This is a genomic window from Pseudomonas caricapapayae, assembly GCF_001400735.1.
Taxonomy (GTDB): Bacteria; Pseudomonadota; Gammaproteobacteria; order Pseudomonadales; family Pseudomonadaceae; genus Aquipseudomonas; species Aquipseudomonas caricapapayae.
Genome location: NZ_LJPW01000140.1, coordinates 1 through 26,352 on the forward strand (window position 1 = coordinate 1; position 26,352 = coordinate 26,352).

The following is a 26,352-nucleotide window of genomic DNA, read 5'->3' on the forward strand; positions in this document are numbered from 1 at the left end:
CCGGCGCGCGCCGGCTCAGGCCAGTGACGTGCAGACCCTGTTCCAGCAGGCGCGTGACAATGGCTTTGCCAATGCCGGAGCTGGCACCGGTAACGAGGACGGACTGGATCGGTTCGGGCATGAAAAGGCTTCCGCAGAGGCGTCGATCAGCCAAAAAAGCAAGGCGTGATCGACGCAGGTGGATTCAACGGATCGCATTCAGCGGCAGATGGACATGTTTGATCTTCTGCCGGAAGTAAGTGAATGCGATGTGCAGACTGCCATCAGCAGCCTGGATGATGCTGGGGTAGGAAAACTCGCGATTGAGCTTTTCCTGCGAATTGTTGGTCAGGCAGAAGCCGTCACCCAGTTCCAGGTCCAGCCGGGTCGGCCAGCTGTGGCCGCCGTCGCGGGAGATGGCCAGGCTCATCGGCGCGCGGGGGATGCCCCAGACGGCTGACTTGCCGTCGTGGCGTGCTTGCGGTGTGATGCGGTCATCGCCTTCATCTTCGATTTCGTCGTACAGCGAGGCCCTGCGCTGCGCATGACCTTCGGCACTGACCGGGTTGTAGACCAGCGCCAGCTCTTGCGTCGCCAGTTTCACGAACTGGATCGACGAGTTGTTGTTGGGCAGTCCGGTCGGCGTCGGCGCGCTCCAGGTTCGCCCTCGATCAGTTGACCGGCTGCTGTAGATGAAGTCTGCCCAACGGCTGCGGAACAGGCCGAGCAGGCTGCCGTCCGGCAACTGATGAACGTTCATGTGCACGCTGCCGATGCTGTCCGGCACGTCATGGCGCGACCAGCTCTGGCCTTGATCGCTGGAGATCATCACTGCGCTGACGTCATGGTTGCCGACCCACTTTTCGCCGGGCCCGGTGATGCAGTACCAGACGGGCAACAACCAGTCGCCGTTATCCAGCACCACAGGCGGTTGGCGCACAAAGGTGCCGGGCTCGTCGAACAACGTGTCTATCGGCCCCCAGCTTTGGCCACCGTCCAGTGACATACGGCGGCGGATGATCGCCGTCTCCTGATTGCCGGAAATCTGTGCGGTCCAGATCAGCCACAGCGGGCCGTCGGGTGCCTGAAACAGGATCGGGTTCTGCTCGGAGCGGGTCGAGTCTTCGGACATTTTCTGTGGCTCGCTCCAAGCGCCGCTGGCCGGGTCGCGGCGCGAAAGCAGGACGAAGATGTCTGCCATGCCCTCCTGAGTGCCGGCGAACCAGGTACAGAGCACTGTGCCGTCGGCCAGCTCGTGCAGGTTCGCTGCATGATTCTGCGCATAAGGCGTTGGCAGGAACGCATCCTGGCGGGTATCAGCGGTTGGCATGGGGAACCTCGTTTTGAGCAGGTTTGGTCGACGCGGACTGGGGCAGCAGGCGCTCGATGGCAATCACGATAGCGGGTGTTACCAGGGCGATATACATGTTGTCGATGCCGTAAGGGTTATCCAGCAGGTACCAGACACTGGTAGTGATGGCTGAGGCGATCAGCCCAAGCGTAGCGCCTCGACCTGAACCGAAGAACGGCAGGTAAATGGCGATCATGGCCACAACGGCAATCGACAGGCGCAGGGCGCGGGTGAAGAACGATAGGTTGAGGATCTCCGGGACAAAAAACACGAAGAACAGCGGCACGAAACCGATCACCAGAGCAATCAGGCGTGTGGTCTTGAACTCTTGATCCACGGACGGCTTGCGCCAGGGTACGTAGAAGTCACGAACGACCAGGGACGCGATGGCCAGCGCTACGGTACTGACGCTGACGAAAATCGAGGCAACCAGCGAGATGGTCACGACGCCCGCCATGACCGGGCTCATCGACTGCAGGAAGATCGGCAGGGCGTACAGGCTGCTCATGTCCGGGTGCAGGTACTTGGAGGCAACCCCGATGAAGCCCAGCGCCAGCGCTATCGGAATGCACAGCAGCGAGGCATAGAAGGTCGAGCGGCGTGCGGCGTTCTGGTTCTGGGTCGAGGAAATGGCCTGAATGATGAACTGCGTCGAGAAAATCGCACCGACCGTGCCGATGATCCAGGCCATGATTTTCGAGCCGCCGATGGCACCGTCCCAAGTGAAGTAATGCTCGGGCATATTCTGTACAACGGGGCTGAATCCGCCGGTCATTTTCAGCGCAACGCCCAGCACGATCAGCACGCCGATGTACTTCACTCCGGTGTGCAGAATGCTCATGTAGGCCACGCTTTTCAGGCCGCCGAACACGTAGTACAGGGTGCTGATGATCGCTGTAATGAATGCGGCGGTGGTCAGATTGATTTTCAGCACCGTGGCAATCGCCGCCGCACCGCTGACGTAGTTGCCGACGTTCACCAGCAACAGTGCGTAGATCATGATGATCGAGACTGCGAGTTTGGTGGAGGTGCCATATTTTTTGGCGATAAACCCGGAAATGGTGAATTCGCCGGAGCTGTACAGCTTGCGTGCCATCAACAGGCCGAACAGCGGAAAGCCGATGGCGGCAGCGATGACCGACCAGGAGGCCGCGAAACCACTCTCGAATGCGGCCTGCGCGGTGCCGACCGTGGACTTGGCACCGATGAATTCAGACATCATCAGCACGCCGACGACAAAGGCGGGCATGGTGCGCGAGGCGACCATGTATTGCTCACTGGTCTTGCTGCGCAGGCGCATGCTCATCCAGGTGGTGACAAGGATATAGATGACCACCATGCCGATGATGATCCAGGTGTCTTGCGCGTTGAAGGTATCCATCAGTTTCGCTCCATTGTTGTTGTTCTGGCGCGTTATGGGGTGCCGCAGGGTGTCAGGACTACTGACGACCTCAGACGGCGATGGAATTGCGGGTGTCGCGTTTACGGGTTGCCAGCTCCACGGCCTGACGCATGGCTTCGATCAGACTGCGCTCGTCGGCGATGCCTTTGCCGGCAATGTCGAAGGCGGTGCCGTGGTCGACCGAGGTACGAATCACCGGAAGGCCGATGGTCACGTTGACGCCTGCTTCCAGGCCCATGACCTTGACCGGGCCATGACCCTGATCGTGATACATCGCAACGACTGCATCGAAATCACCTCGTCCGGCACGGAAAAATAGTGTGTCGGCGGGTAACGGACCTTCGACGCGCCAGCCACGGGCACGCAGTTCGTCGATCGCGGGCTGGATCTTGGTGGCTTCTTCGCCGTAGCCAAACAGGCCGTTTTCCCCTGCGTGCGGGTTGATGCCGCAGACGGCGATCAGCGGATTTTCGATACCGGCGCGGGTCAGTGTCTCCCGGGCGCGCTCGATGGTGCGCTTGACCAGCCCCGGCTCGATCCGCGCAATGGCGTCGATGATGCCGATGTGGGTAGTGACATGAATCACCCGCAGTGTCGGGGTCATCAGCATCATCGATACTTCATCGATACCCAGCAGGTGCGCGAGCATCTCGGTATGGCCAGGAAAAATATGCCCGCCCGCGTGCAGGGCTTCCTTGTTCAGTGGTGCGGTGCAGATCGCATCCAGCTCCCCGGCCTGAGTCAGTTGCACCGTGCGCTCGATGTAGCGAAAGGCAGCATCACCGGCCAGTGCCGAGAGCTTTCCATACGGCAGGTCGGCCGGGATCAGGCCCAGGTCGATGCAGTCCACAGTGCCTTGGGTGAAACGGGCGTCTGCAGGGCTGGTGATGCTGTTGACGCGCAACTGGCTGCCGACGATCCGGTTGGCGTCTTCCAGGCGTTGCGCGTCGCCGATCACCAGCGGGCGGCAGGTGGCGTACACCGAGGCGTGGGTGAGCATTTTCATGATGATTTCCGGCCCCACCCCGGCGGCATCGCCCATGGTGATGCCGATGACAGGACGTTCAGACAGACGCTCAGACATAGGAAGCTTCCTCGTTGAAAGGGGTGCCGGTCGCAGCCGGTGCGTGGAGCATTTGCCAGGCAGTCAGCAAGGTGTCGGGGTTGCCGAACCCTCCGGCTTTGGTCACCACATTGATCGTATGCTTGCCCAGTTGGGCTTCGGCCAGGACCACCCCGGTGGCCAGTTCGCCATGCAGGGTCAGGCGCTTGATGCCGGCAGCGGTCAGGATCGCTCTGGCGGTTTCACCACCGGTGGCGATCAATGACCCTGCATGGGGCAGGGCAGGGGCCAGCCACTGCGCCAGTGCATTGCTCAACAGGGCCGCGAGCGCCGGGTCGCGCTGTTGTTGATCGAGACGCACCAGCACATCCTCGCCAGCGGACAGATGCTCGCGGAGTTGCAGGCGCATGGCATCACGCTCGGCGTGTGCATCTTCATTCAACAGGCTCGTCGGCTGCAGCGTCAGGCACAGTGCCTGGCTGATGTGTGCGAGCCTGTCGGCCTGGGCCTGAGAATGGCGGGACATGCTACCCACCACCGTCAGTACCGGTGAACGCGGTTGGACCTTGACCGGCAAGGCTTCGGCCAGCCCGAATGCGTGCGGCAGATGGCGAGCCAGCCCGGCAGAACCGACCCAGAACAGTTCCTCATGCCAGTCCACTGACGCTTCGGCCAGGTGCAGCAGATCACTGTCCAGTTCTGCATCGCAGACCAGCGCCTGCACACCCTGTTCAAGTGCGCTGCGCAGTGTGGTTTTGAGTCTTGGGGGATCACGCAGGGTGTCCAGCCCCAGCCATTGCGTGCGCAGGCCTTGTGCGGCAAACAGGTCGAGCAGATTACCCGTACCTTGCAGGTTTTCGTTGCGCCAGACATCGCTTTGATCGACCGGCACACCGTCTACCAGTTGCACACCCTGAACCGTCGTGCGCTTCATGGCCGGGAACGCCGGAGCCACCAGCGCCATGCCCCGCAGCCCCTGCAGCGCATCGATTTCGCTGGCGATATTGCCGCGTAGCGTGGAGTCGATTTTCTTGTACAGCGCCATGCCCGGGCGAGGTTGTTGTTGCAAGGCTGCGCGGTTCTGTTCAGCAGCCTGCTGCGGCGCGAGCCGACGTGAATCGGCATCGACGGCGATCACCCCCGACAGGCCTGCGGCACTGTCGGCCAGAAGCACATGGGTATCGATTCGTGAGGCGAAATCCGCTGCACAATCGGCGGCTCCGGACAGGTCGTCAGCGATGATCAGCAGGCCGGGAAACTCGGCGCGGCTCATGGCAGCAGGCACCGATACAGCTGCTGAATATCGTCCAGGCTGAGGGTTTTAGGGTTGTTGGTCATCAGGCGAGTGACCTTTGAGGCGGCCACCGCCATGTCAGCCAGGTGCTCTTCAGCAACCCCGAACTCTCGCAGGTTCTGCGGGATGTCCAGCACCTGAGTCCATTGGCGAATCTGCTCGATCAGTTTGTTGGCGGCGATTTCGTTGCTGTCGTCCTGTTGCGCGACGCCGCAGACCAGTGCCGCACGCTTGAGACGTTCGGCGCAGCTGTCCAGGTTGAAAGCCATCACGTGTGGTAGCAGCATGGCGTTGGCCACGCCGTGGGTGACGTGAAATTTGCCGCCCAGCGGGTAAGCCAGCGCGTGCACCGCTGCGGTCCCGGCGGCGGTTAGCGCAAGGCCGCCATACATCGAGCCCAGCAGCATGTCGCCGCGTGCGCGCACGGATTCCGGTTGTTGCCAGGCCTCGACAATGCTGCCTGCGATCAGGCGCATCGACTCCAGTGCAAATGCATCGCTGATCGGGTTGGCCTTGGTCGAGATGAAAGACTCCAGCGAATGCGTGAAGGCATCCATTCCGGTCGCTGCGGTGATTGGCCGCGGCAGGCTGAGGGTCAACAGCGGATCGAGGATTACCAGCGTCGGCAGCAGATGACGGCTGACCACGCCGATCTTCAGTTCTTCATCGGGCAGGGTGACGATGGCATTGGGGGTCACTTCCGATCCTGTACCGGACGTAGTCGGGACCAGCACCATGGGCTTGCCGGGGTGAGTCACCTTGTCGATACCCAGCAGGTCTTTGAGCGGTGTGTCGTTGGTCAGCATGACTGCGAACAGCTTGGCGGCATCCAGCACACTGCCTCCGCCAATCGCGATCAGAGCGTCCGGCGCGTGCGGAGCAACGTCTTCGCGGAACACCCGCTCGATGTTGTCCAGGGTCGGTTCGATTTCGACGTTGTCGAGCATGTGCACACGGATGTTGCGGGCACCGAGTTGCTCGGTGACGCGCTGAGTGACCCCCAGGTTATGCATGGCGTTCTGAGTCACCAGAATCACGGTCTTGACCGGCACATCGAGCAGCGGCAGTTTTTCCCCCAGCAGGTCGAGGCTGCCGGGGCCATGAACGACGTGTTTGACCGTCTGGAAGTGATAGGGAGCAGGCATCATGATTACCTCAGGCTTGGCGGTAGACGGCCAACAGGCTGTGGAGTTTTTCCAGGGCGGCGGCATCCAGCGGCTGCACCGGCGCACGACAGGGGCCTACCGGGACATTAAGCAACTGCGTTGCGGTTTTCAGCACCACCGGCATGGTGCCCAGGGCGAAGGCATCGCGCAGCGGACGCAGGGCTTCCTGCGCGGCACGGGCCGCTTCGTGGTCGCCTGACTGGAAGTTGTTCCAGATCGACATGACCACATCCGGTACGGCATTGGCTGTTGCAGCAACAGCGCCGTCACCGCCGGCCAGCAGGTTCCAGTAAATCAGCGAGTCGGTCCCGGCGAACACTGCGAAGTCTTCGCTGCGGTACTTCATCATCTGCACCAGTGCATCGAAGTTGCCGGCGCTGTCCTTGATGCCTTTGATCTGCGGGTGCTTGCTGAGCGTGGCCACGGCACCGATACCGATCGACATGCCGGTCTTGGCGGGAATGTTGTACATCATCAGCGGCAGCTCGGAAGCGTCGGCAATGGCGGTGTAGTGCCTGATCAGTTCGGACTGGCTGATGGCGTTGAAGTAAGGCGTGATGATCGACAGGGCATCAGCGCCCACATCGATCATTTTTTTGTTCATTTCAATCACTTCATGCGTGGCGAACGCACCGGTGCCGACCACAACAGGCACGCGTCCTGCTGCCGCTTCGACTGTGATACGAGCGATTTTGAGTTTTTCCGATTCGGAAAGCGTGAAGAACTCGCCATTGGTCCCCAGTACGAAAAGCCCATGAACGCCTGCATTCAGTAGGTTTTCGATCAGGTTGCGCAGGGCCTGCTCGTCGAGTTGCTGGTCTTCGGTGAAGGGCGTGACCAGAGCTGGAATGATGCCGCGAAATTGCATGACCAGATTCTCGTTTTATTTTTAGTAAAACGATAATGATTGAATCGATCATTACTGGCAAGCACTTTGATCGTTTTTTTCATCCGCAGGCAGGACGGTGGCCTGAAAGTGACAGGTTTGATCAAAAAGCCAGGCACATGGCCTGGCGTGTGGGGAGGGTATGGATAATGTCAGGCCGTCGCCGCAACCTTGCCCGCCGACTGACGGCTGACCCGCAATGCCACCAGACTGCCGACGATGGTCAGCGCGGCCAGCGAGTACAGTGCCAGGGTGGTGGAGCCGGTCTGATCCTTGATCCAGCCCACCAGGTATGGGCTGAGAAAGCCTGCCATCTGGCCGATCGAGTTGATCAGCGCCAGGCCACCTGCGGCAACACTGGCGCTCAGCAGTGCGGTTGGCAATGGCCAGAACATCGGCAGACTGGTCAGCGCGCCCATGGTGGCGATGGTCAGACCGAGAATGGCGACGATGGGCACCGTCGCAAAGTTGGCGGCGATGATCAGGCCGGTTGCGCCCATCAGCATCGGCACTACCAAATGCCAGCGCCGCTCATTGCACAGGTCTGCGGAGCGGCCGACCAGCAGCATGAACACGCCTGCCATCAGGTACGGCACGGCGCTGATCCAGCCGATCACCAGCGCGTCGCTGAAACCGAGGTTCTTGATGATTGACGGCAGCCAGAAGTTGATCGCATAGACACCGCTCTGGATGCAGAAATAAATAAAGCCCAGAATCCATATGAACGGCATGGTCAGCACCGAAGCCACCGAGCTTTTACCGTGCACCGGGCGACTCAGTTCGTCGTTGGTAATATCGGCCTTGACCCGCTGGCGTTGCTCGGGTGTCAGCCAGCGCGCGTCCTCGACCTTGTCGCACAACAGAACGAATGCCAGCACGCCGAGGGCGACGGTCGGCAGGCCCTGAATCAAGAACATCCACTGCCAGCCGGCCATTCCGCCTTGGCCAGCGGCAAAATGATTGAGAATCCACCCTGAAAAAGGACCGCCCAGCAGCCCGGATACCGGGATTGCCGACATGAACAGCGCCATGATCCGTCCGCGCCGCTGGTTCGGATACCAGCGCGAGAGGTACAGCACGATGCCGGGAAAGAAACCGGCTTCTGCCATACCGGTCAGGAAGCGCAGCAGGTAAAACTCGACCGGCGTCGTGACGAACAGCAGGCAGGTCGAAAACAGGCCCCAGGTAATCATCATCAGGCCAATCCAGCGACGCGGCCCGAAGCGGTTCAGCGCCAGGTTGCTGGGCAGCCCGCACAACACGTAGCCAATGAAGAAGATGCCGGCACCCAGGCCATAGACCGTCTCGCTGAAGCTCAGGGCGTCGAGCATCTGCAGTTTGGCGAAGCCGACGTTCACGCGGTCCAGGTAATTGAACAGGTAGCAGATGAAGATAAACGGGATAAGACGCAGGGTGATGCGACGGTAGACATGATTGCCTTCAGCGTCGCCCACCTCGTGGGTCGATACAGGAGCCATGGCGTGTGTTCCTCTGTGCTTGTTGTTTTTATCTAGCGGATTAGCTATCGGGTGCACTCCCGATCATAGGGGGCCGTTGAAAAAAACGCTTTGGGGTTTTGCACAGCTGCACGAGACCTGCGTTGTGTGATTGCACAACGCAGGTGATTGGAGTGTATGGGGTTCTTCTGGCACCCATGTATTGAGCCGCGTACTCGATGCTCTACTCGATAGCTTCATACGGCAGCCCGACATAATTCTCGGCAATCGTCCTGCGCCCGGCGTCCGAGCCGACGTAATAGTCGAGTTCGGTCTGCTGAATGCGCTGGCTGAAGGCATCGGTGTCGGGAAAGTTATGCAGCACCGAGGTCATCCACCAGGAGAATCGCTCTGCTTTCCATACCCGGCGCAGGCAGATTTGCGAGTATTTTTCCAGCAGGTCGGTACGCCCTTCCCGGTAGACCTTGAGCAGGATCCGGTACAACGTGCTGACGTCGCTGGCCGCCAGGTTCAGGCCCTTGGCACCGGTAGGCGGGACGATATGGGCGGCGTCGCCGAGCAAAAACAGACGACCATACTGCATGGGCTCCACCACGAAGCTGCGCAGCGGCGCGATGCTTTTCTCGATGGACGGGCCGGTCACCAGGCGCTCTGCCAGATGTGCCGGCAGCCGGGCTTTCAGTTCGGTCCAGAAGCGATCATCCGACCAGTCTTCGACCTTTTCATCGGCGCTGACCTGCACGTAATAGCGGGTGCGAATGGCCGAGCGCATGCTGCACAGGGCAAAGCCACGCGGGTGATTGGCGTACACCAGTTCTTCGTTGACCGGCGGCGTGTCGGCCAGCACGCCGAGCCAGCCAAACGGGTAGACGCGCTCGAACACCTTGAGTGCCTCGACCGGGATCGACTGTCGCGAGACCCCATGAAAACCGTCGCAGCCCGCAATATAGTCGCAGTCCAGGCGCACGGTTTCGCCGTCTTTCACGAACGTCAGGTACGGGCAACTGCTCTTGAGATCATGCGCGCTGACGTTCGAAGCGTTATAGATCGTCATTGCCCCTGTGGCGGCACGCGCCGCCATCAGATCGCGGGTGACTTCGGTCTGGCCATAGACCATCACCGTCCTGCCATCGGTCAGGGTTTTCAGATCGATGCGCTCGCAGCGTCCCTCGAACGCCAGCTCGAAGCCATCGTGGATCAGGCCCTCGGCGTCCATGCGTTCGCTGACCCCTGCTTCTCGCAACAGGTCGGTCATGCCTTGTTCCAGCACGCCAGCGCGGATGCGCGAGAGGATGTAGTCGGGGTCTTTGCGCTCGACGATCACGTTGTCGATACCGGCGCGCTGCAACAATTGTCCCAGCAACAATCCGGACGGGCCTGACCCGATGATGGCAACCTGCGTTTTCATGGCAATGGTCCTGTCTTTGATCCCTGCCGGGCTTGATCAGCGGGATAGAGTTGTTTTTGTCTCCTGCATTTTTAATGGATGCCATCGAGATAAGAAGGCAATATCCAGCGCATTATCTGGACTTTTCGAGGGTTCAGGAGGTGCAGCATGTCCAGACCTGCTATCGCAGCAATACCTGTTTTCAAGCTCTATGGTGAAACAACGGCCTGGCCAACGCCTGACCTGATCCACTGTGAGTCGATCCCCGAACGCAGCAGGATTCACGAATGGGAGATCAAGCCGCACCGGCACGGTGATCTGGTTCAGTTGCTTTACGTACAGTCAGGCAAGGCGATGCTGAAGGTCGAGGACAGGGGCAGCGAGGTTGAAACGCCTTCGCTGCAGGTCGTTCCTGCCCTGAGTGTGCATACCTTCAGGTTCTCCAGAGATATCCAGGGGCATATTCTCAGTCTGGCCAGACCCTTGGTGGAGCAGCTTGAGGCCGCGCTCGATATCTCGGGCCTGAGCACGGCACGTTGCTATGCGCTGGGGGCGGACAGCGATTATGTGGACACGCTGTTCACGGCCATTGCCAGCGAATATCGGCAGCCCGGAGCAGGGCGCGATCTGATGCTGCACTCACTGGTCAATGTGCTGACCGTGTGGCTCAGTCGGCGTAGCAGCGAGCATGCTGGCGAAGAGATTCACGCGATGGACCGTGGCCGCGAGCATCTGCAGGTATTCATGCATCAACTGGAGGCGAGTTTTCGCGAGCATTGGTCGATTGACCAGCACGCCCAGGCCATGGGGATCAGCGCGGCGCATTTGAATGCACTGTGTCGCCGCCTGTGCAACCAGTCGGCCTTGCAGATCATCAGTCAGCGACTGTTGCTGGAGGCGAAACGCAACCTGATCTACACCACCCTGACGATCAACCAGGTGTCCGACAGTCTGGGATTTTCCGAACCAGCGTATTTTTCGCGCTTTTTCAAACGTGCCACCGGGCAATCGCCCAAGGCGTTTCGTCAGCAGAAATAGAAACGGGGTGCTCAAGAGCACCCCGTTGGCGTGTCGCCTTTCGCTGCACGGTCAGGTCACGACCTGATAACACGGCACGTAGGCCGCGCCGCCTGGCAGCTTCATCCGATGCTGGTCGACAAACGCCTGCAGCAATTTGTCCAGCGGGCCCATGATCGACGGGTCGCCGTGGATCTGATAAGGACCGTGTTCTTCTATCAGGCGAATACCCTTGTCCTTGACGTTGCCTGCCACGATCCCGGAGAACGCCCGGCGCAGATTGGCGGCCAGTTCGTGAGTAGGGACTTCGTGGTTCAGTTGCAGCCTGGACATGTTCTCGTGGGTCGGATCGAACGGGTGCTGGAAGCTTTCCTCGATTTTCAGCAACCAGTTGAAGTGAAACGCATCGTTGCGCTCGCGGCGGAACTGCTTCACTTCTTTCAGGCCCTGGGTCATCTGCCGGGCCACGTCTGCCGGGTTATCGATGATGATCTGATAGTGGCGCTGCGCTTCTTCACCCAGCGTGGCACCGACGAATGCATGCAATTGTTGCAGGTACGGCTCGGTATTTTTCGGGCCGGTCAGGATTACCGGAAACGGCACGTCCTTGTTGTCCGGGTGCATCAGGATGCCCAGCAGGTACAGAAACTCTTCGGCGGTGCCGGCGCCGCCAGGGAAGATGATGATGCCGTGACCGACGCGCACGAAGGCTTCAAGACGTTTTTCGATGTCCGGCAGAATCACCAGTTCGTTGACGATCGGGTTGGGCGCTTCGGCGGCGATGATGCCCGGTTCGGTCAGGCCCAGGTAGCGACCGCCGACAATGCGTTGCTTGGCGTGAGCGATGGTCGCGCCTTTCATTGGGCCTTTCATCACACCAGGGCCACAGCCTGTGCAGATGTCCAGGCTGCGCAGGCCCAGTTCGTGGCCGACTTTCTTGGTGTATTTGTATTCTTCGGTATTGATCGAATGACCACCCCAGCACACCACCATCTTCGGCTCGACGCCCGCACGCAGGGTGCGAGCGTTGCGCAGCAGGTGGAATACGTAATCGGTGATTCCCTGGGAATTGCTCAGGTCGATGCGCTGGCTGTCCAGCTCGCTCTCGGTGTAGACGATGTCGCGCAAGGCGCTGAACAGCATTTCTCGAGTGCTGGCGATCATTTCGCCATCGACGAACGCGTCGGCCGGAGCGTTGAGCAGCTCCAGGCGGACACCGCGGTCCTGTTGATGGATGCGCACTTCAAAACTCTCGTACGCTTCAAGAATAGTCTTGGCGTTGTCGACGTGGGCGCCGGTGTTGAGGATGGCCAGGGCGCACTGGCGGAACAGGGTATAGGTGCTGCCTGAACCCGCCGCGCTGAGCTGCTGCACTTCACGCTGGGACAGGGTTTCAAGGCTGCCTTTCGGGCTTACGGTGGCGTTAATCACTTGTCTTGGGATCATTCTATTTTCCATTAGAGCGATGCGGTCGAGCATCAGGATGGCGAACATCGGGAGCATTCACCCCTGTGAGGCCTTTTCTACAGCACTTGGCCGGGAAAGCAAACGTCGGACCACGCACGACCCGCGTTTGAGGCCTGATACGTTGTCGAGGGCGTAGGTCGGGGGCTGAATTCTTTCGAAAGCAGGAACTTGCTCTGCATGACCGTGCGGCTGAATTTTGACGCGAACACCGGGCAATAGTGAACCTGACCCCTTTAACAGAGTCTGTTAGCTGATGGACTTTCTGGACGGCCTGCACGAAAGGGATCCTCAGGTGCTTTTTCAGCGCGCCTGATAGGCAGACATTCCGTCCGGGCAGGAGTTGCAAAACCTTTGATCGCCTGCCGCTCCCATCCTTAGCCGGCCCGTTAAACGAGGCTTTATTTTCATTTCAGATAAAGATAATTATCGCCATGTCTCGTCATTTTTCTGCACTTCTTTCCCGTGCCCCTGGCCTGTTCGCTGTTTCGCGTCGCTTGCTTGGCGCAGGCCTGTTTGGCGCTGTATTGACCGTTGTCATTCCTGACAGCGCACAGGCCGCAGGCAATGATCGCTGGGTCAGCGACAGCCTTACCACCTATGTCCGCAGCGGGCCAACCGATGAGCATCGCATAGTGGGTACGTTGAAGTCCGGGCAGAAGGTCGAACTGCTCACCTCCTCGGGCAAGTTCAGCCAGGTGCGCGGCGAAGGCGGTGCCACGGTATGGATTCCGAGCAGTGACCTGCAGGAGGTCCCGGGCCAGGCCGAACGTGTGCCGCAACTGACTCAGCAAGTCGCCGATCTGACCGAGCAACTGGCAGGCATCGACAACACCTGGAAGACCCGCGTTCAAGGCATGCAGGAGACGCTGGATGCGCGCAAGAAACTGGTCGACGAACTGGAAGCCCGCACCAAGACCCTCAACGATCAACTGGCCGACTCTCAGGCCGAATTGCGTGCTACTCAGGCGCGACTTGGCGATGAGAACAAGCAGGTGATGATGCGTTACATGGTTTATGGCGGCAGCATTGCCGGTGCAGGTCTGCTGGTTGGCCTGATCCTCCCGGCGCTGACCAAAGGCCGCAAGAAGAACGACGGCTGGGTATAAGCTGCCTGCAATATTTGCCCACGCCAGCGCCGCGCGCTGGCATGGGCAATCGGTGATGCACCTCCCCGAAAACTCCCTTCGCACCCCCGCCATTACGATTCCGCCCACAAAAATCATGCACGCCTGCCGCCCGGACAGTGTGCGAAGTTGATGTTCGTTCTACAGTTTCTGCGCGGATGGTCGAAAAACTGAGTGTCGTCTTCAACCCATGCGCCATGTTGCGAGGGTAGGGGTATCGGCAAATTGTGTTATGGCATGTTGCCATCAGTTATTATGTGCGTCCTGAAAAATGGGCTGCCGAGTCGGGTCTGATTGGTTTTCAGGCTTCGGGTCTCATATTTTCACCCTCTCCTGTGCAGGAATCCGGATGCTGGCGTACAACCAAAAAAGCTTTCTTATCGTTGATGACTTTTCTGACTTTCGCAGTTCAGTGAGGTCGATGCTGCGTGAACTGGGCGTCAAGGAAGTGGACACCGCCGACACCGGCGAGCAGGCTCTGCGCATGTGCTCGCAAAAGCGTTATGACTTCGTGTTGCACGATTTCAACCTGGGTGATGGCCGCAAGAATGGCCAGCAGGTGCTGGAAGACTTGATGGTCGAACGCCTGCTGAGTTACGAAAGCGTGTTCATCATGGTTACCGCCGAAAACAGTCAGGCGATGGTCATGAGTGCGCTTGAGTGGGAGCCGGACGGCTACCTGACCAAGCCGTTCAACCGTGCCGGGCTGGCTCAGCGACTTGAGAAACTCGTGCAGCGCAAGACGCTGCTCAAACCGATTCTGCAGGCGCTCGACCGTCGTAAGCCGGCCGAGGTACTGGCCGCGTGCAACAGGCTGATCGAGCAGGACCCGCGTTATGCGCCTTTGTGCTTGCGCTATAAGGCCGATGCCTTGCGTGACCTGAAGCAGAACGAGCCACTGGAAGCCTTTCTCAAGACCATTCTGGCTGATCGCGCTACGCCGTGGGCCTATGGCGCGCTGGGCAGCCTGCTGCTCAAGCGTGGCAAGACCGCCGAGGCGCAGGCTGTTTACGAGCAGGCAATCAAGGCCTTTCCGGCCATGCCCGCGCTGTTCGATGGGCTGGCCGATGTGCTGGTGGCGCTTGGTGATGCCAAACGGGCGCAGACGGTGCTGGAAAGTGCCGTGCGCCTGTCGCCGCTGGCGGTACGCCGACAGAAGTTGCTGGGCAAGCTGGCGCTGGACAACGAGGATTTCGAAAGTGCTTCCAAGGCCTATCGTCAAGCGGTCTCCCAAGGCCAGCACTCGCGTTTCAAAGACCCGGAAACCAACCTGGGGCTGGCGCATGCGCTGATCAGCAAGGGTGGCGATCAGGGGCTTGATGCTCGCACGCGCGTCGAGATCAACAACGCCCTTGTCGACGTGGCGAAGGAGCATACCAATGACGAAGGTCTGCAAGTGCGCACCCGGCTGATGAAGGCCGCCAGCCTGCAGCACTCGGACCCTGAAACCGCGGCCAAGCTCACCGAGCAGGCGATGGCCAGGCTGGGCGGCATGGAGCAGGTACTCAGCGCCGATGCCGCACTGATGGTGGCGGCGCAACTCAAGAAGCTCGGTCAGGAAGAAGCGGGTGCCGGGGTCCTGAAGAGCTGCGCGGAAGCCTATGGCGATGACCCGGCGGTGATGAAAAGCGTCGCCAGCATGACCGACGATCCAGCGATTCTCGGTGCCAGCAAGGCCGCCGTCGATTTCAACCTGCAAGGCGTGCGCAGTTACAAGGCGGGTAATCTCACCGAGGCGCAGGCGTTTTTCCGCAGTGCGCTGGGCCTGCAGCCAAAGAACATCAGTATCGTGCTGAACATGGTGCAGTCGCTGCTTCATCCTGGCCAGAATCTCGGGCAGGCGGGGATCGACGAGTGTCGTGCCAGCCTGACCACGCTTGGCAAGATTCCGGAAAGCGATCCGCGTTATGAGCGTTATCAGAAACTCAGGGAGAGGGCGTTTGGCGCATGAGTGAAAAGACAGAGCAGGGCCTCGACTTTTCCATGGTGATCGCCTCCACCGTTCACGACATGAAGAACTCGCTGGCGACGCTGACCCAGGCGCACAGTGAGTGGCTGGCGAAGCTTTCTGTCCAGCAGCGCGATACGCCGGAACATGGTGTTATCGATTATGAGTTCGCCAACCTCAACGGCATGCTTGTGCAACTGCTCGGTCTCTACAAGCTGGGTGTCAACCAGTTGCCATTGCGCCCGGATTACCACGAACTGGACGATTTCATCGAAGCGCAACTGGCGCACCACCAGGATGTGCTGGCCAGTCGCAGTATCGCCGCGCGCTATGCGATCGATGATATGAGCCCACTGGGCTTTTTCGACCGCGAGCTGGTTGGCTCGGTGGTGGGCAATATCATCGTCAACGCCATCGGATTTGCCCGCGAGCAGATCCTGATCAGCGTGGGTGATGAGGGAGGTCAGTTGAAGATCACCCTCAACGACGACGGTCCCGGTTACCCGGCGTATCTGATCGAGCGGCAGACCGACTATGTGCAGGGCATCAACCAGGGCAGCGGCAGTACCGGTCTGGGTTTGTACTTCGCCGCGCATATAGCCCGGCTGCATGTGCGCAACAGCATGCGCGGGCGCATCGAGATCGCCAACGGCGGTCTGCTGGGCGGGGCGATGTTCAGTATTTATCTGCCCTGAAACCTGCTCTTAAATGGCTTTAAACCCTGAACGGCTGTGTATCAGCATTATATTGACGCTGTGCAGCACAGCCGCGTCGTCCCGGTGACCCTCTGCGCGTCATGGTTTTGACTTTCGCCCCTCCAGCGTCTCCTTTGCATGCTTCTCCAGCCCGCTATCAGGGGCGCACGAGCACGTCCCGTGGCTTGGTTCGATTATTGCTAAGTTGCTATCAGGCGCAGGCTTTTGCCTGCGCAGCATCAATTCAATAGCGGGTTGTCCGGGAGCATCGAGATGGAAGACAAAGTACTCAGGCTGATCGAAGAAGCGATGGAAGCGGACGAAGGCACTGTGAGCAAGGGACAGAGCCTGGATTGGGACTCTATTGCTGTCGTGACATTCATGTCGCTTGCCAATGAACATTTGGGCAAGAACCTTTCGGCCAACCGTCTCAACGCTTGCAAGAGTGTGGATGACGTCATCGGTCTGGTCACAGAGTAACAAGCGATCAGGGACTTGCAGGCAGTGCCGTCAGCCCTCAAGAGGAACGTTGGGTGGTAAGTAATCCGTTTTCATTGAGCGGTAAAGTGATCATGGTCACGGGGGCCTCTTCCGGCATCGGCAGCCAGGTTGCGATATGGCTGAGTCAGCAGGGCGCTCGGGTGGTGCTCGTGGCCAGGAACACCGAACGGCTTGAAGCCACGAGGTGCCAGCTCCACGGTGAAGGCCACGGCGTCGAGCCTTTCGATTTGCTGGACGGTCACGCTGTTCCCGCCTGGATGAAAAACCTTGCCAGGACCTACGCTCCCTTTGACGGGCTGGTGCATGCTGCCGGTGTGCAGATGCCACTGCCGATTCGAGCCCTGGCAATGGAGCAATGGGAAACGGTATTTGCCACCAACGTGACTTCCGGCTTTTCGTTGATAAAGTCCTTCAGGCAGAAAGGGGTCTTTGTTCAAGGAGCCAGTATCGTTCTGCTTTCGTCGGTGATGGCTCAGGCCGCCCAGCCATCCCTGATGGCCTACTGCGCCAGTAAGGGCGCAGTTGAATCGATGGTCCGCGCTGCGGCACTTGAACTGGCCAGAGACGGAATAAGGGTCAATGCCATTGCGCCAGGCGTGGTGCGAACCGAAATGACCCGCAAGCTTGAGGACCTGGTCGGTATCGACTCCATGAACAGTGTGGAGCAGAAGCATCCGTTGGGGTTTGGTGAGCCGCTGGACGTCGCTTATGCGGTCAATTATCTGTTGTCCCCGGCTGCTCGCTGGGTAACCGGGACATCAATGGTTGTGGATGGAGGATATCTGGCGCAATGACTGCCAATAGATTGCTCATCGTCGGTGCCGGCGCTTTCGGCCGTGAAGTGCATGCGTGGCTGACGGATTGGGTGGAGAAGAACCCGGGATGGCTCATCGCCGGTTTCATCAATGATGGCCCCGGCTCAACCGAGCGATTCGACCATTATCCGCCTATCGTCTCGACGGTGGACGGTTATGAGCCAAAACCTGAAGAGTATTTGGTCTGCGCGATCGGCGAGCCGGGAGGCAAACGGCTGGTCGTGGAAAAACTGCTCGCCCGAGGCGCGAGATTTTTCACCCTGATCCACCCCTCGGTCATCATGGGTGCCAATGTTTCCATCGGCCAGGGGGCGGTCATCTGTCCGTCGACAGTGCTTTCGGTGGATCTTCGCATCGGTGCCTTTGTAACCCTCAATATTGGTTGTCTGGTGGGACATGACGCAGACATCGGTGATTTTTCTACCCTGAGTGGGCATTGCGATATCACCGGCGGTGTCGTGCTGGAAGAGGGTGTCTTCATGGGGACGCACGCCAGCGTCCTGCCAAAAGTAAGGATCGGCAAACAGGCTGTGGTCGGTGCGGGCAGCGTTGCAATACGCAATGTGGCCGCAGGCACTACAGTATTCGGTGTACCTGCCACACGCATATCGGGGTAACGCTCATGGGCACTCATGCCAGGATCGTGAACATAGAATATGAACTGCCTGTTCATTCGCTGGACAATGAAACGCTGGCGCGCGAATTTCCCGAGTGGGATGTCGAGAAGATCTTCTCGAAGACCGGTATTGGCGAGCGGCATATCATCGACAAGGATGAAACGGCCTCCGACCTGGCCTACCGGGCCTGCGAGAAGTTGTTTCTTGACGGGACTGTTCAGCGCAGCGAAATAGATGCGTTGATTTACTGCACGCAAAGTCCGGATTACGTATTGCCCGCCACCGCCTGCATTCTGCAGCACCGCTTGCAGCTCCCCACCCACTGCGCTGCCTTCGACTTCAATCAGGGATGTTCAGGCTATATTTACGGGCTTGGCATCGCCAAGGGGCTGATCGAGTCGGGGCAATGCCGGAATGTATTGCTGGTGACGGCGGAAACCTACAGCCGCTACATTCATCCGCAGGACAAAAGTGTTCGTACTCTTTTCGGTGATGCTGCGGCCGTGACGCTGCTGAGCGCAACCGAGGGCGGGCCTTTTCTGGAGCGTTTCCGTTATGGCAGTGATGGCTCCGGGGCCGAAAACCTGATTGTGCCGATTGGCGGCGCGCGAAGACCGTCAGCAGAGAACCTTCAGCCTGCCGAGTACCAGGATGACAGTGGCAATGTTCGTACCGATGCCAACCTGTACATGAATGGCCCGGCGATTTTCGAGTTCTCGATGACGCGCGTACCGCAGCTGTTCGCTTCGTTGTTCGATGACGGGCTGGATGTGGCCGATGTTGATCTGTTCGTATTTCACCAGGCCAATCACTTCATGCTGGATGCACTGCGCCGGCGTTTGAAGTTACCGGTCGAGAAGTTCGTTTCCGCCTTCCAGCACTGTGGCAATACGGTGTCGTGCACCATTCCTATTGCGCTGAAAGAGTCCTTGAATCGAGGGACGCTCAAACCGGGTGACCGGGTTGCCGCGGTGGGGTTCGGGGTGGGCTATTCGTGGGGGGCGTGCGTCATTCGCTGGTGAGCAACACCGATGCTCTGCGCCACAGCCCGGACGCAGAGCATCGCTCTTCCCCTGATTAACCCTTCAGCCAGGCATCGTGCCAGGCTTGCAAGTGATCGGCCTCAAGCATCCAGTTATCGATGACTGCCTGCCGCAAGGCATCGCCCCTGCGTGCACATTCACCCATCTGCTCGATGTGTTCCTCGATGGCGCTGATCCAGGCATCCGTTTCGTTTGTAACCCGAGTGACTGGCAAGCCTTCAGGAACGCCCAGCACATCACTGCAGATGGCTGCAAAACCACAGGCGCCGAACTCCAGCAAGGCCAACGGGCTTTTGCTCCGGTTGATCAGGTTCGACTCGGCCGGCACCAGCACCAGATCCAGATTCAGACTGGCTAAAGCCTGTGGGAACAATGTGCCCTCCACTGGCGAACGCAATTCATGGATGTAAGGGCGCAGCCAGCGTGTGCACGGTCCCATGACGACCCATTCAACACGGTCTGCCAGTGTTTTGATGACTTCTGACAGAACCAGCAGGTCACCCGTTTGTGCCGCCGTGCCTACCCAACCCACACGGGGTCTGGGTCGAGTCTGGCGCTGGCCTTGCAGAGTGAGCCAGGGATCAGGCGCGAGCCGGGTTTCGACGACCTGCACATCCGGATGCGAATCTGCCAGCAGTTCGGCCAGCGCCTGGGTCGGTACGGTTACCCGGTCGGCTCGAGCCAGCCCATGATGCAGATACGCCTGCACTGTGGCGAGCGGTGCAGCGCTCTTGTCGATTTCAGCGTAGGCCGGGTACTCCGGCAGGTCGTAGACCACCCGTGCATTGGTATGGTCCTTGATCGCATTGATGCTGGCGATCAGGCTTTCGTTGACCGGCCCCTGAATGACGACCGCGTCCGGGCTGAGCCTGGCGATCTCCACGAACGGAAGCGGCATGCGGCTGATGATGCTGTCTATCTTGCATTCGGCACGCAGGCTTTGCAGCACAGCACTGATGCGATTGCCGGCAGACGTGTGATTGCAGGGCTGAGCGAGGACCACGGGGAGTGGGCGGTGGGTCAATGGCCGCCAGCTCAATTCGGGGTTGCTCTGTGGCGCAAAGCTATTGGCCAGGTCCAGATTGCTGTTGTACGCAGGGTCCCAGGCCATGTAGTGCAGCCAGCGGTGGGAAAGCGCACGCGTTGCGAAATCCAGCGCTTCGGCGTCGCTCTGTGCGTTGTCCGGGCGCAGCGCAACGATGGCGTGCGGCGTCCAGACCACCATATGCCCGGTGCTGCGTGCCTTCAGGCAAAGGTCCACGTCATTGAAGTGCTGGGGGAACAAGTGTTCGTCCAGGCCTTGTACTTCTTCATGCAGCGACTTGCGGATCATCAGGCACGATCCGCTCACGGCACTGTAGTTCTGATCTGTTTCCAGGCGTTGTGCGTCGCTGGCGGAAGCTGCGATATCGCGGGCAGTGACGGCGTCGGCGGTGCCATTGAGGCCGACGATGATCCCGGCCTGTACGACGTTGCCATCCGTCGAAATGAGTTTCGCACCGACAACTCCCACTTCAGGGCGCAGTGCGTGGTTGAGCAGGTGGTTGAGCCAGTCCTGCTGGATGATCAGGGCGTGGCAGTCGAGCATCAGCAGATAGTCGCCCAGTGCGTGTCCGGAGGCGGAATTGAGCAGCGCCGACGGGCTCAATGTCTGCTCGTGGCGAACGATGCGGATCCGCTCCGACTGCATCGAGTCGATGGTCGCCAGCCATTCGCTGGTCTGCGCCGACTGGCTGTTGTTGTCGCAGATCAGAATTTCATAGAACGGATACGTCGTGTTTTCCAGAATGCTCTCTACGCAGGGCAACAGTGTCTCCAGTTGATCCTGTGAGGTCACCAGAATGGAAACCAGAGGCTGATCGGCATGGCCGTAGTCGATTCGGTAATGCCCCGACTCCAGTGCATGCACCTGACTGTCGGCGTAGCCACGCGTGTGCAGATGGCGTTGCACGGTGCGGGCCTGATCATAGTTGTCCTGCGCCTGCCATAGTGGCGAGATGATGATCGGCTCGGGAGAGTGCACAAATTCGGTAAAGCCCGAGTCCTCGATCATGCGCAGGATCAAATCGAGCTCGATGGCCTGCGCGTGCCCCGGATCGAAACCGCCCACTGCCAGGGCTTTTTCGCGGTTGAACAGCCAGTTGCGGCTGGTTGCCATCGGGCAGCTCAGCAGGTAGTCCAGACTGAAGTCCGGGCGAAAGGCCAGATGGGCACCTGCCTGTGCATGCAGGGTCACTTCGTCGCCGAACACGGCACAGGCCTGGGGCGCTTCGATCATTTTCATCACGGCACACAGCAGGCCGCTCTGGGTAAAGGTTGTACCTGCATCGACCAGGATCCACCAGGCGTGGTCGTTTTCCTGCATCAGTTCGTTGATGACTGTTGCGCGGCTGTCCACGCTGGCATCCCGCCAGGGCAATTGGGCTTGCAATGGGGTCTGCTGGTCCCTGTCATAGTCGGCAAGGACAAAAACCTTGAGCCTGTCGAGCAGCGGCGCATCGGACGCCAGGCTTTGCAGCGTGCTCAGCACGCCCTCGGGTTGTTGATTGAAGTCCGACACGACAATCGCAATCGCAGGGCCGCCGTTGTGTTGTTGCAGGTGCTCATTGAGGAGCGCGTGCTGAGCAGGTGACGGGCGGCGATGGCCAAGCCAGCCGGCGACACGGGTGTTGCGAACGGTGGCTTCCGGCCTTCTGTCGAAGTAGGCCAGCAGGTCCATTTCCTGAATACTGTCGCGTTGTGACAGTGGAGCTACCTTGACCTTGCCATTAAGCTCGTCAGGCCTCACCCAGCCCAGTTCTGCGGGGATGCGACTGAAGTTGGCGTGACCTTCGCGAGGCAGGGTCGGGTCTTTTCTGAATGCCTCGCTGCTCTGCTGGTCCGAAACACGGAAATAGGACAGCGGGCGGGCAAGCATTGCCAGATTGCCATGACGCAAGAGCTTTGCGTACATGGCCAGATCACCCAGCCCCCAGATCAGCACCTGCTGCAAAGACATGATGTCTTGCCCGAATGCCAATAGATCGTCACGACGGCACATGACTGCACTAGGCTCGCCGACGAAGTTGATCGGGTGTCTGGCCAGAAAGGACACCAGCTCCGGGCCGTTCAACACAACGTTTTTGCCAAATGGGTAGGCGGTGTAGATATTGTCCGCCAGCAGAGCACCGTCGGCGTCGATCCTTTTTCTGGTCGCTGAAACGACTTTGATGTCGGGACTGTCATGCATGACATCGAACATCAGCCGCACGCAGTCCGGCAGAAGGATGTCATCGTCGTAGAGAAACTTGATGTAATCGCCACGCGCACGAGCTATTGCATGTGCAATGTTGTGAGGTTCGCCCAGCGGCGTTGCGTTTTTGAAATAGTGAATGGGCCAGCGGCTGTCCGGGCTGAGCTTTTCGACAATCAGCTTGATCCCGTCGTCCCGGCAGTCGTCGGTGACGATGATCTCGACGTCGTCGTGGTTCTGGCGCAGCGCGCTGGCAAGCGCCGCTTCGAAGAAAGCCGGTTTGTAAGCGGGGATGACAATACTGACCAGGCGTGAAGGGCTCATCGCAATACCACTTTTGAAAAAGTTTTAAAAACCAACCGGACAACGCAGCCGGCGTCCATGACCTGCAGTTGCCGTCAGGCTTTTCGGCCGATGTACAGAACCGACTGTTCTGTAATGCCGTGCTGCTTGAAGATGCCTTCGCCGAATGCCTGCGAACCGAGGGCATCGACGTCGAAGCCTGCCTGTATCAGGCGGGACTGAAAGTCATGTTTGGCATACATCCGCACATGATCGTCCTGACCGAAGCGCGCCCAGCGCTCGTCGACGCTTGGCTCATCCGGGTCTTCTTCTGTTTCGGTGGCGGTCAGCAGGATGGGCACCATCAGGATGGCAGAGCCGCCCTTGGCCAGTACCCGAAACAGCTCGGACATGGCCTTGCGGTCATCTGGTACGTGCTCAAGTACGTGCGAGCACACGATGAAATCGAAAGACTCGTCGGCATACATGTGCATGTCCATGATGTCGACCACGTCATCGGCCAGCGGCGAGAACAGGTCGGCCGAACGATAGCGGGCGTTGGGCAGGCTGCGCAGGAACCTTGAAAGCACAACTGCCGGCGCGATATCGAGGATGCGCAATGGTTTGCCTGGCGGGTTGTTCAGCATGTGCATCGCGTACAGCGCATAAAGCCGGTCGCGATCCGATGCCACGCATTCGGGGCAGCTGTACTGCGCAACGTTCAGGGTTTCGAAATCTTCAATGCAGTAGTGGACGTTGAGGCGGTGGAGGATTTCCAGGTGGCTTCTGCCCAACGGATAGAAGTTTGGAAAACGACAGGAGCAGACCGGGCACGTTCGCATTAGCAGTTCTCTTTACTGGCGGTGGCGATCACATTGATGATGCTGTCGAAGGCTTCATCCGTCAGGCTGTCGAAGATCGGCAGGCACAGAATCTGGCTGGACAGACCGGTCGCGACGCGCAGGCGTTCAGGTTTGGCCGAGTCAAGGCCGCGGTACATGGGAAATGTGGAAATGAGCGGGTAAAAATAGCGGCGCGCAAGGATGTCATGGTCGCGAAACCGCTGATAAAGGTCATCGCGGGAAATCGCAAAGTCTTCGGTCACCAGTACCGGAAAATACGAGTAATTGTGTTTTTCGGTGCTTTTCCAGAGAATTTTCAGCCCCGGGATTGTTGCCAGGGCGTCGCGATAGCGTTCGTCGATACGTTGCCGCTTGAGAAGCGCTTCATCGATGTACTTCAGCTGAAGCAGACCGAATGCGGCGTTGATTTCACTCATTTTGCCGTTGATCCCCGGCGCAACCACGGTGACTTCGTCGGCGAAGCCGAAGTTCTTCAGGTAATCGATGCGTTGCTTGGTCTTGGCATCCGGGCTGATGATCGCCCCGCCTTCGAACGTGTTGAACACTTTGGTGGCGTGAAAGCTCAGCACCGACAGATCACCATGATTCAACAGGCTCTGGCCGCGATGCTGCACACCGAACGCGTGAGCGGCATCGTAGATGACCTTCAGGCCATAGCGGTCGGCGATCTGCTGGATCCGGTCCACGTCGCATGGAATGCCGTAGCAATGTACGGGCATGATCGCCGTGGTTGCCGGGGTGATGGCTTCTTCGATGCGGTCCGGGTCCAGGTTGTAAGTGCCCGGATCGATGTCGACAAACACGGGCGTCAGGCTATTCCAGAGCAACGAATGGGCAGTCGCCACGAAGGAGTAGGGCGTGGTGATGACCTCGCCCTTGATGCGCAGCGCCTGAATGGCGGTCATCAACGCCAGGGTGCCATTGGAAAACAGCGAGAGGTGCTGCACGCCCAGATACTCGGCCAGCTCCTTTTCGAGTTGCTGGTGAAACGGGCCGCCATTGGTGAGCTGGCGGCTTTCCCATATGTGTTCGAGATAGGGAATGAACTCCTCCAGAGGCGGTAACAGAGGACGAGTTACGGGAATCGGTGCGCTCATGGAGGCTTCTCTGCTCGTGTTTTATCCGATTGCGGTTCGAAAGGGCATTTGCTTCAAGCGCTTCCCTGCAAGGAGGCCGCCATTGACATAAAAATGACAGTCGAACTGTTGTGACCGGGGTACACAGCAAGAACCCGGCCAAGACTGTGTTCGTGGGGTGGCGCGACAGTTGAGTCGTGATGGCCTTCACTAAGTCGTTTCAGTGCTTGATATCCCGAACGCGCGCTGCGTATTTTGTACGGATTGCCGCCGAGCGGCCTGGACGATGACAAAGGATTGACCATGACACGCAATGGCACCCACTCGCTGGCACAGGCGCTGATGGGGATTGATGAAGTGGAATGTGTGACCCCGGATTTGAACGGCGTGCCACGCGGCAAGGTGATGACCGCTGCCGGATTTCTGGAGGGAAGGCGTTTGCAGCTGGCGCGCGGGGTGCTGTTGCAATGCATCATGGGGGGGTATCCACCGGCGCGCTTCTACGGCAGTGATGACGGCGACCTTGCGCTGCTCAGCGACCCACAGCAGGTTCATCGTCTGCCCTGGAGCGAGCAGCCTCGGGCCCTGGCCATTTGCGATGCAGAAGAGTTGAGTGGCGAGCGTTGCATGCTGTCGACCCGCACTCAGCTCAAGGCCGTCATTGCCCGTTATGTGGCGCGTGGTTTGGCACCTGTCGTTGCCACCGAACTCGAGTTCTTTGTCTTCGCGCCCAATCCCGAGCCGCTTTATCCGTTTGTGCCGCCCACAGGGCTGGACGGACGGCGCGAGCAAGGGCACTCAGCGTTTACTGTGAGCTCCAGCAATGGCTTGCGGCCTTTTTTTGCCGAGGTCTATGCCTGCATGGCGGCGCTGGGTCTGCCGCGAGACACCGTGATGCATGAGATGGGCGTCAGCCAGTTCGAGATCAATCTGCTGCATGGTGATCCACTGCTGCTGGCCGACCAGACCTTTCTGTTCAAGCACCTGCTCAAGGAGGTCGCGCTCAGGCACGGGCTGATCGTAGTCTGCATGGCCAAGCCGCTTGCCCACACGGCGGGCAGTTCGATGCATATTCATCAGAGCGTGGTGGCAACAGCGTCAGGAACCAACGTCTTTACTGACGAGGAGGGAAAACCGACTGACACGTTTCGACACTTTATTGCCGGTCAGCAGGCCTGCATGGCTGACTTTACGGCGCTGTTCGCGCCTAACGTGAATTCCTACCAGCGCCTTTGCCATCCCTATGCCTCGCCCAACAACGCCTGCTGGTCCTACGACAACCGCGCTGCCGGATTACGTATTCCGTCGAGTGCAGCGGCGGCGCGAAGGGTAGAGAATCGTCTGCCGGGCGCAGACGCCAATCCTTATCTGGCCATTGCCGCGAGCCTCGCAGCCGGGCTGCATGGCATCGAACAGAGACTGGAGCCGACCCCGCCGATGCAAGGCGAACTGGACGTGCCGGAAGAATTGTCGTTGCCGTGTACCCTGCACGCCGCTCTGGAGCGTCTGAAAAGCAGTCAGTTGGCCAAGGAACTGTTTGGTCATGAATTCATCGAAGGCTACATCGCGTCGAAGACCCTGGAACTGACCAGTTTTTTTGACGAGATAACCCCCTGGGAACGGCGCGTTCTGGCTGCTCAGGTTTAAGAATCGCAGTGTCGGGCTCGCCCAGTCGGGCGACTCCCTA

At 59.3% G+C, this 26,352-nt stretch carries 22 protein-coding genes; 9 read left to right on the top strand and 13 right to left on the bottom strand.

The window, feature by feature from the left end; translation table 11 throughout:
* The 9 genes from ALO80_RS29870 to pobA form a co-directional block, all read right to left on the bottom strand.
* On the bottom strand, positions 1-121 hold a 121-nt coding region (locus ALO80_RS29870; RefSeq protein ID WP_122377086.1), incomplete at its 3' end, for an SDR family NAD(P)-dependent oxidoreductase.
* A 63-nt stretch (positions 122-184) separates the two neighbouring features.
* A complete protein-coding gene (locus tag ALO80_RS19380; RefSeq protein WP_055010160.1) occupies positions 185-1,309 on the bottom strand; it encodes a sialidase family protein in 1,125 nt (374 codons plus the stop codon).
* On the bottom strand, positions 1,296-2,711 hold the full coding sequence (locus tag ALO80_RS19385) for a sodium:solute symporter family protein (protein WP_055010161.1): 1,416 nt from the start codon (positions 2,709-2,711) through the stop codon (positions 1,296-1,298). The genes ALO80_RS19380 and ALO80_RS19385 overlap by 14 nt, the downstream gene beginning before the upstream one ends.
* Before the next feature lie 70 nt (positions 2,712-2,781).
* Positions 2,782-3,816 carry a 4-hydroxythreonine-4-phosphate dehydrogenase PdxA gene (pdxA, locus tag ALO80_RS19390; RefSeq protein WP_055010162.1) on the bottom strand — a complete coding sequence of 345 codons (1,035 nt, stop codon included), beginning with the start codon at positions 3,814-3,816 and terminating at the stop codon, positions 2,782-2,784.
* The gene (locus ALO80_RS19395; protein WP_055010163.1) at positions 3,809-5,068 is read right to left on the bottom strand and encodes a four-carbon acid sugar kinase family protein; all 1,260 of its coding nucleotides are present in this window, start codon (positions 5,066-5,068) and stop codon (positions 3,809-3,811) included. Before ALO80_RS19395 ends, pdxA begins: the two co-directional genes overlap by 8 nt.
* A complete protein-coding gene (locus ALO80_RS19400; protein WP_055010211.1) occupies positions 5,065-6,234 on the bottom strand; it encodes an iron-containing alcohol dehydrogenase in 1,170 nt (389 codons plus the stop codon). The genes ALO80_RS19395 and ALO80_RS19400 overlap by 4 nt, the downstream gene beginning before the upstream one ends.
* A gap of 10 nt (positions 6,235-6,244) precedes the next feature.
* Positions 6,245-7,123 carry a 4-hydroxy-tetrahydrodipicolinate synthase gene (dapA, locus tag ALO80_RS19405; protein ID WP_055010164.1) on the bottom strand — a complete coding sequence of 293 codons (879 nt, stop codon included), beginning with the start codon at positions 7,121-7,123 and terminating at the stop codon, positions 6,245-6,247.
* 170 nt (positions 7,124-7,293) lie between these two features.
* A complete protein-coding gene (locus ALO80_RS19410; protein ID WP_055010165.1) occupies positions 7,294-8,619 on the bottom strand; it encodes an MFS transporter in 1,326 nt (441 codons plus the stop codon).
* A 202-nt stretch (positions 8,620-8,821) separates the two neighbouring features.
* Positions 8,822-10,006 carry a 4-hydroxybenzoate 3-monooxygenase gene (gene pobA, locus ALO80_RS19415; RefSeq protein WP_055010166.1) on the bottom strand — a complete coding sequence of 395 codons (1,185 nt, stop codon included), beginning with the start codon at positions 10,004-10,006 and terminating at the stop codon, positions 8,822-8,824.
* A gap of 147 nt (positions 10,007-10,153) precedes the next feature.
* Between pobA and ALO80_RS19420 the strand changes: the two genes are divergently transcribed.
* Positions 10,154-11,023, top strand: a complete 870-nt coding sequence (locus ALO80_RS19420; RefSeq protein ID WP_055010167.1) for a helix-turn-helix domain-containing protein — start codon at positions 10,154-10,156, stop codon at positions 11,021-11,023.
* A 51-nt stretch (positions 11,024-11,074) separates the two neighbouring features.
* On the opposite strand, the gene ppnN is transcribed toward ALO80_RS19420, so the two are convergent.
* A complete protein-coding gene (ppnN, locus tag ALO80_RS19425; protein WP_055010168.1) occupies positions 11,075-12,448 on the bottom strand; it encodes a nucleotide 5'-monophosphate nucleosidase PpnN in 1,374 nt (457 codons plus the stop codon).
* A gap of 452 nt (positions 12,449-12,900) precedes the next feature.
* On the opposite strand from ppnN, the gene ALO80_RS19430 reads away from it, so the two are divergent.
* The 7 genes from ALO80_RS19430 (at position 12,901) to ALO80_RS19460 (ending at position 19,191) form a co-directional block, all read left to right on the top strand.
* Positions 12,901-13,575, top strand: coding sequence for a TIGR04211 family SH3 domain-containing protein (locus tag ALO80_RS19430; RefSeq protein ID WP_054986838.1), 675 nt, complete (start codon positions 12,901-12,903; stop codon positions 13,573-13,575).
* 367 nt (positions 13,576-13,942) lie between these two features.
* Entirely contained in the window at positions 13,943-15,544 is a 1,602-nt protein-coding gene (locus ALO80_RS19435; protein WP_055010169.1) for a tetratricopeptide repeat-containing response regulator, read from the top strand.
* Positions 15,541-16,236 carry a sensor histidine kinase gene (locus ALO80_RS19440; RefSeq protein WP_055010170.1) on the top strand — a complete coding sequence of 232 codons (696 nt, stop codon included), beginning with the start codon at positions 15,541-15,543 and terminating at the stop codon, positions 16,234-16,236. The genes ALO80_RS19435 and ALO80_RS19440 overlap by 4 nt, the downstream gene beginning before the upstream one ends.
* Before the next feature lie 273 nt (positions 16,237-16,509).
* The gene (locus ALO80_RS19445) at positions 16,510-16,716 is read left to right on the top strand and encodes an acyl carrier protein (protein ID WP_055010171.1); all 207 of its coding nucleotides are present in this window, start codon (positions 16,510-16,512) and stop codon (positions 16,714-16,716) included.
* Between the two features lie 53 nt (positions 16,717-16,769).
* Positions 16,770-17,531, top strand: coding sequence for an SDR family NAD(P)-dependent oxidoreductase (locus tag ALO80_RS19450; protein ID WP_055010172.1), 762 nt, complete (start codon positions 16,770-16,772; stop codon positions 17,529-17,531).
* Positions 17,528-18,169 (top strand): dTDP-4-amino-4,6-dideoxy-D-glucose acetyltransferase VioB, encoded by a 642-nt coding sequence (gene vioB, locus ALO80_RS19455; protein WP_055010173.1) that lies wholly within the window; start codon positions 17,528-17,530, stop codon positions 18,167-18,169. Before ALO80_RS19450 ends, vioB begins: the two co-directional genes overlap by 4 nt.
* Positions 18,170-18,174: 5 nt before the next feature.
* Positions 18,175-19,191: a ketoacyl-ACP synthase III gene (locus ALO80_RS19460; protein ID WP_055010174.1), complete on the top strand. Its 1,017-nt coding sequence runs from the start codon at positions 18,175-18,177 to the stop codon at positions 19,189-19,191.
* A 55-nt stretch (positions 19,192-19,246) separates the two neighbouring features.
* Here the strand turns inward: ALO80_RS19460 and ALO80_RS19465 are convergent, their stop codons facing one another.
* The 3 genes from ALO80_RS19465 to vioA form a co-directional block, all read right to left on the bottom strand.
* Positions 19,247-22,768 carry a glycosyltransferase gene (locus ALO80_RS19465; protein ID WP_055010175.1) on the bottom strand — a complete coding sequence of 1,174 codons (3,522 nt, stop codon included), beginning with the start codon at positions 22,766-22,768 and terminating at the stop codon, positions 19,247-19,249.
* 74 nt (positions 22,769-22,842) lie between these two features.
* A complete protein-coding gene (locus ALO80_RS19470; protein ID WP_055010176.1) occupies positions 22,843-23,568 on the bottom strand; it encodes a methyltransferase domain-containing protein in 726 nt (241 codons plus the stop codon).
* On the bottom strand, positions 23,568-24,686 hold the full coding sequence (gene vioA / locus ALO80_RS19475) for a dTDP-4-amino-4,6-dideoxy-D-glucose aminotransferase VioA (RefSeq protein WP_055010177.1): 1,119 nt from the start codon (positions 24,684-24,686) through the stop codon (positions 23,568-23,570). The genes ALO80_RS19470 and vioA overlap by 1 nt, the downstream gene beginning before the upstream one ends.
* Before the next feature lie 384 nt (positions 24,687-25,070).
* Here vioA and ALO80_RS19480 point away from each other — a divergent pair, with 384 nt between their 5' ends.
* Entirely contained in the window at positions 25,071-26,312 is a 1,242-nt protein-coding gene (locus ALO80_RS19480; RefSeq protein ID WP_174518963.1) for a glutamine synthetase family protein, read from the top strand.
* The last annotated feature ends 40 nt before the right edge of the window (positions 26,313-26,352 follow it).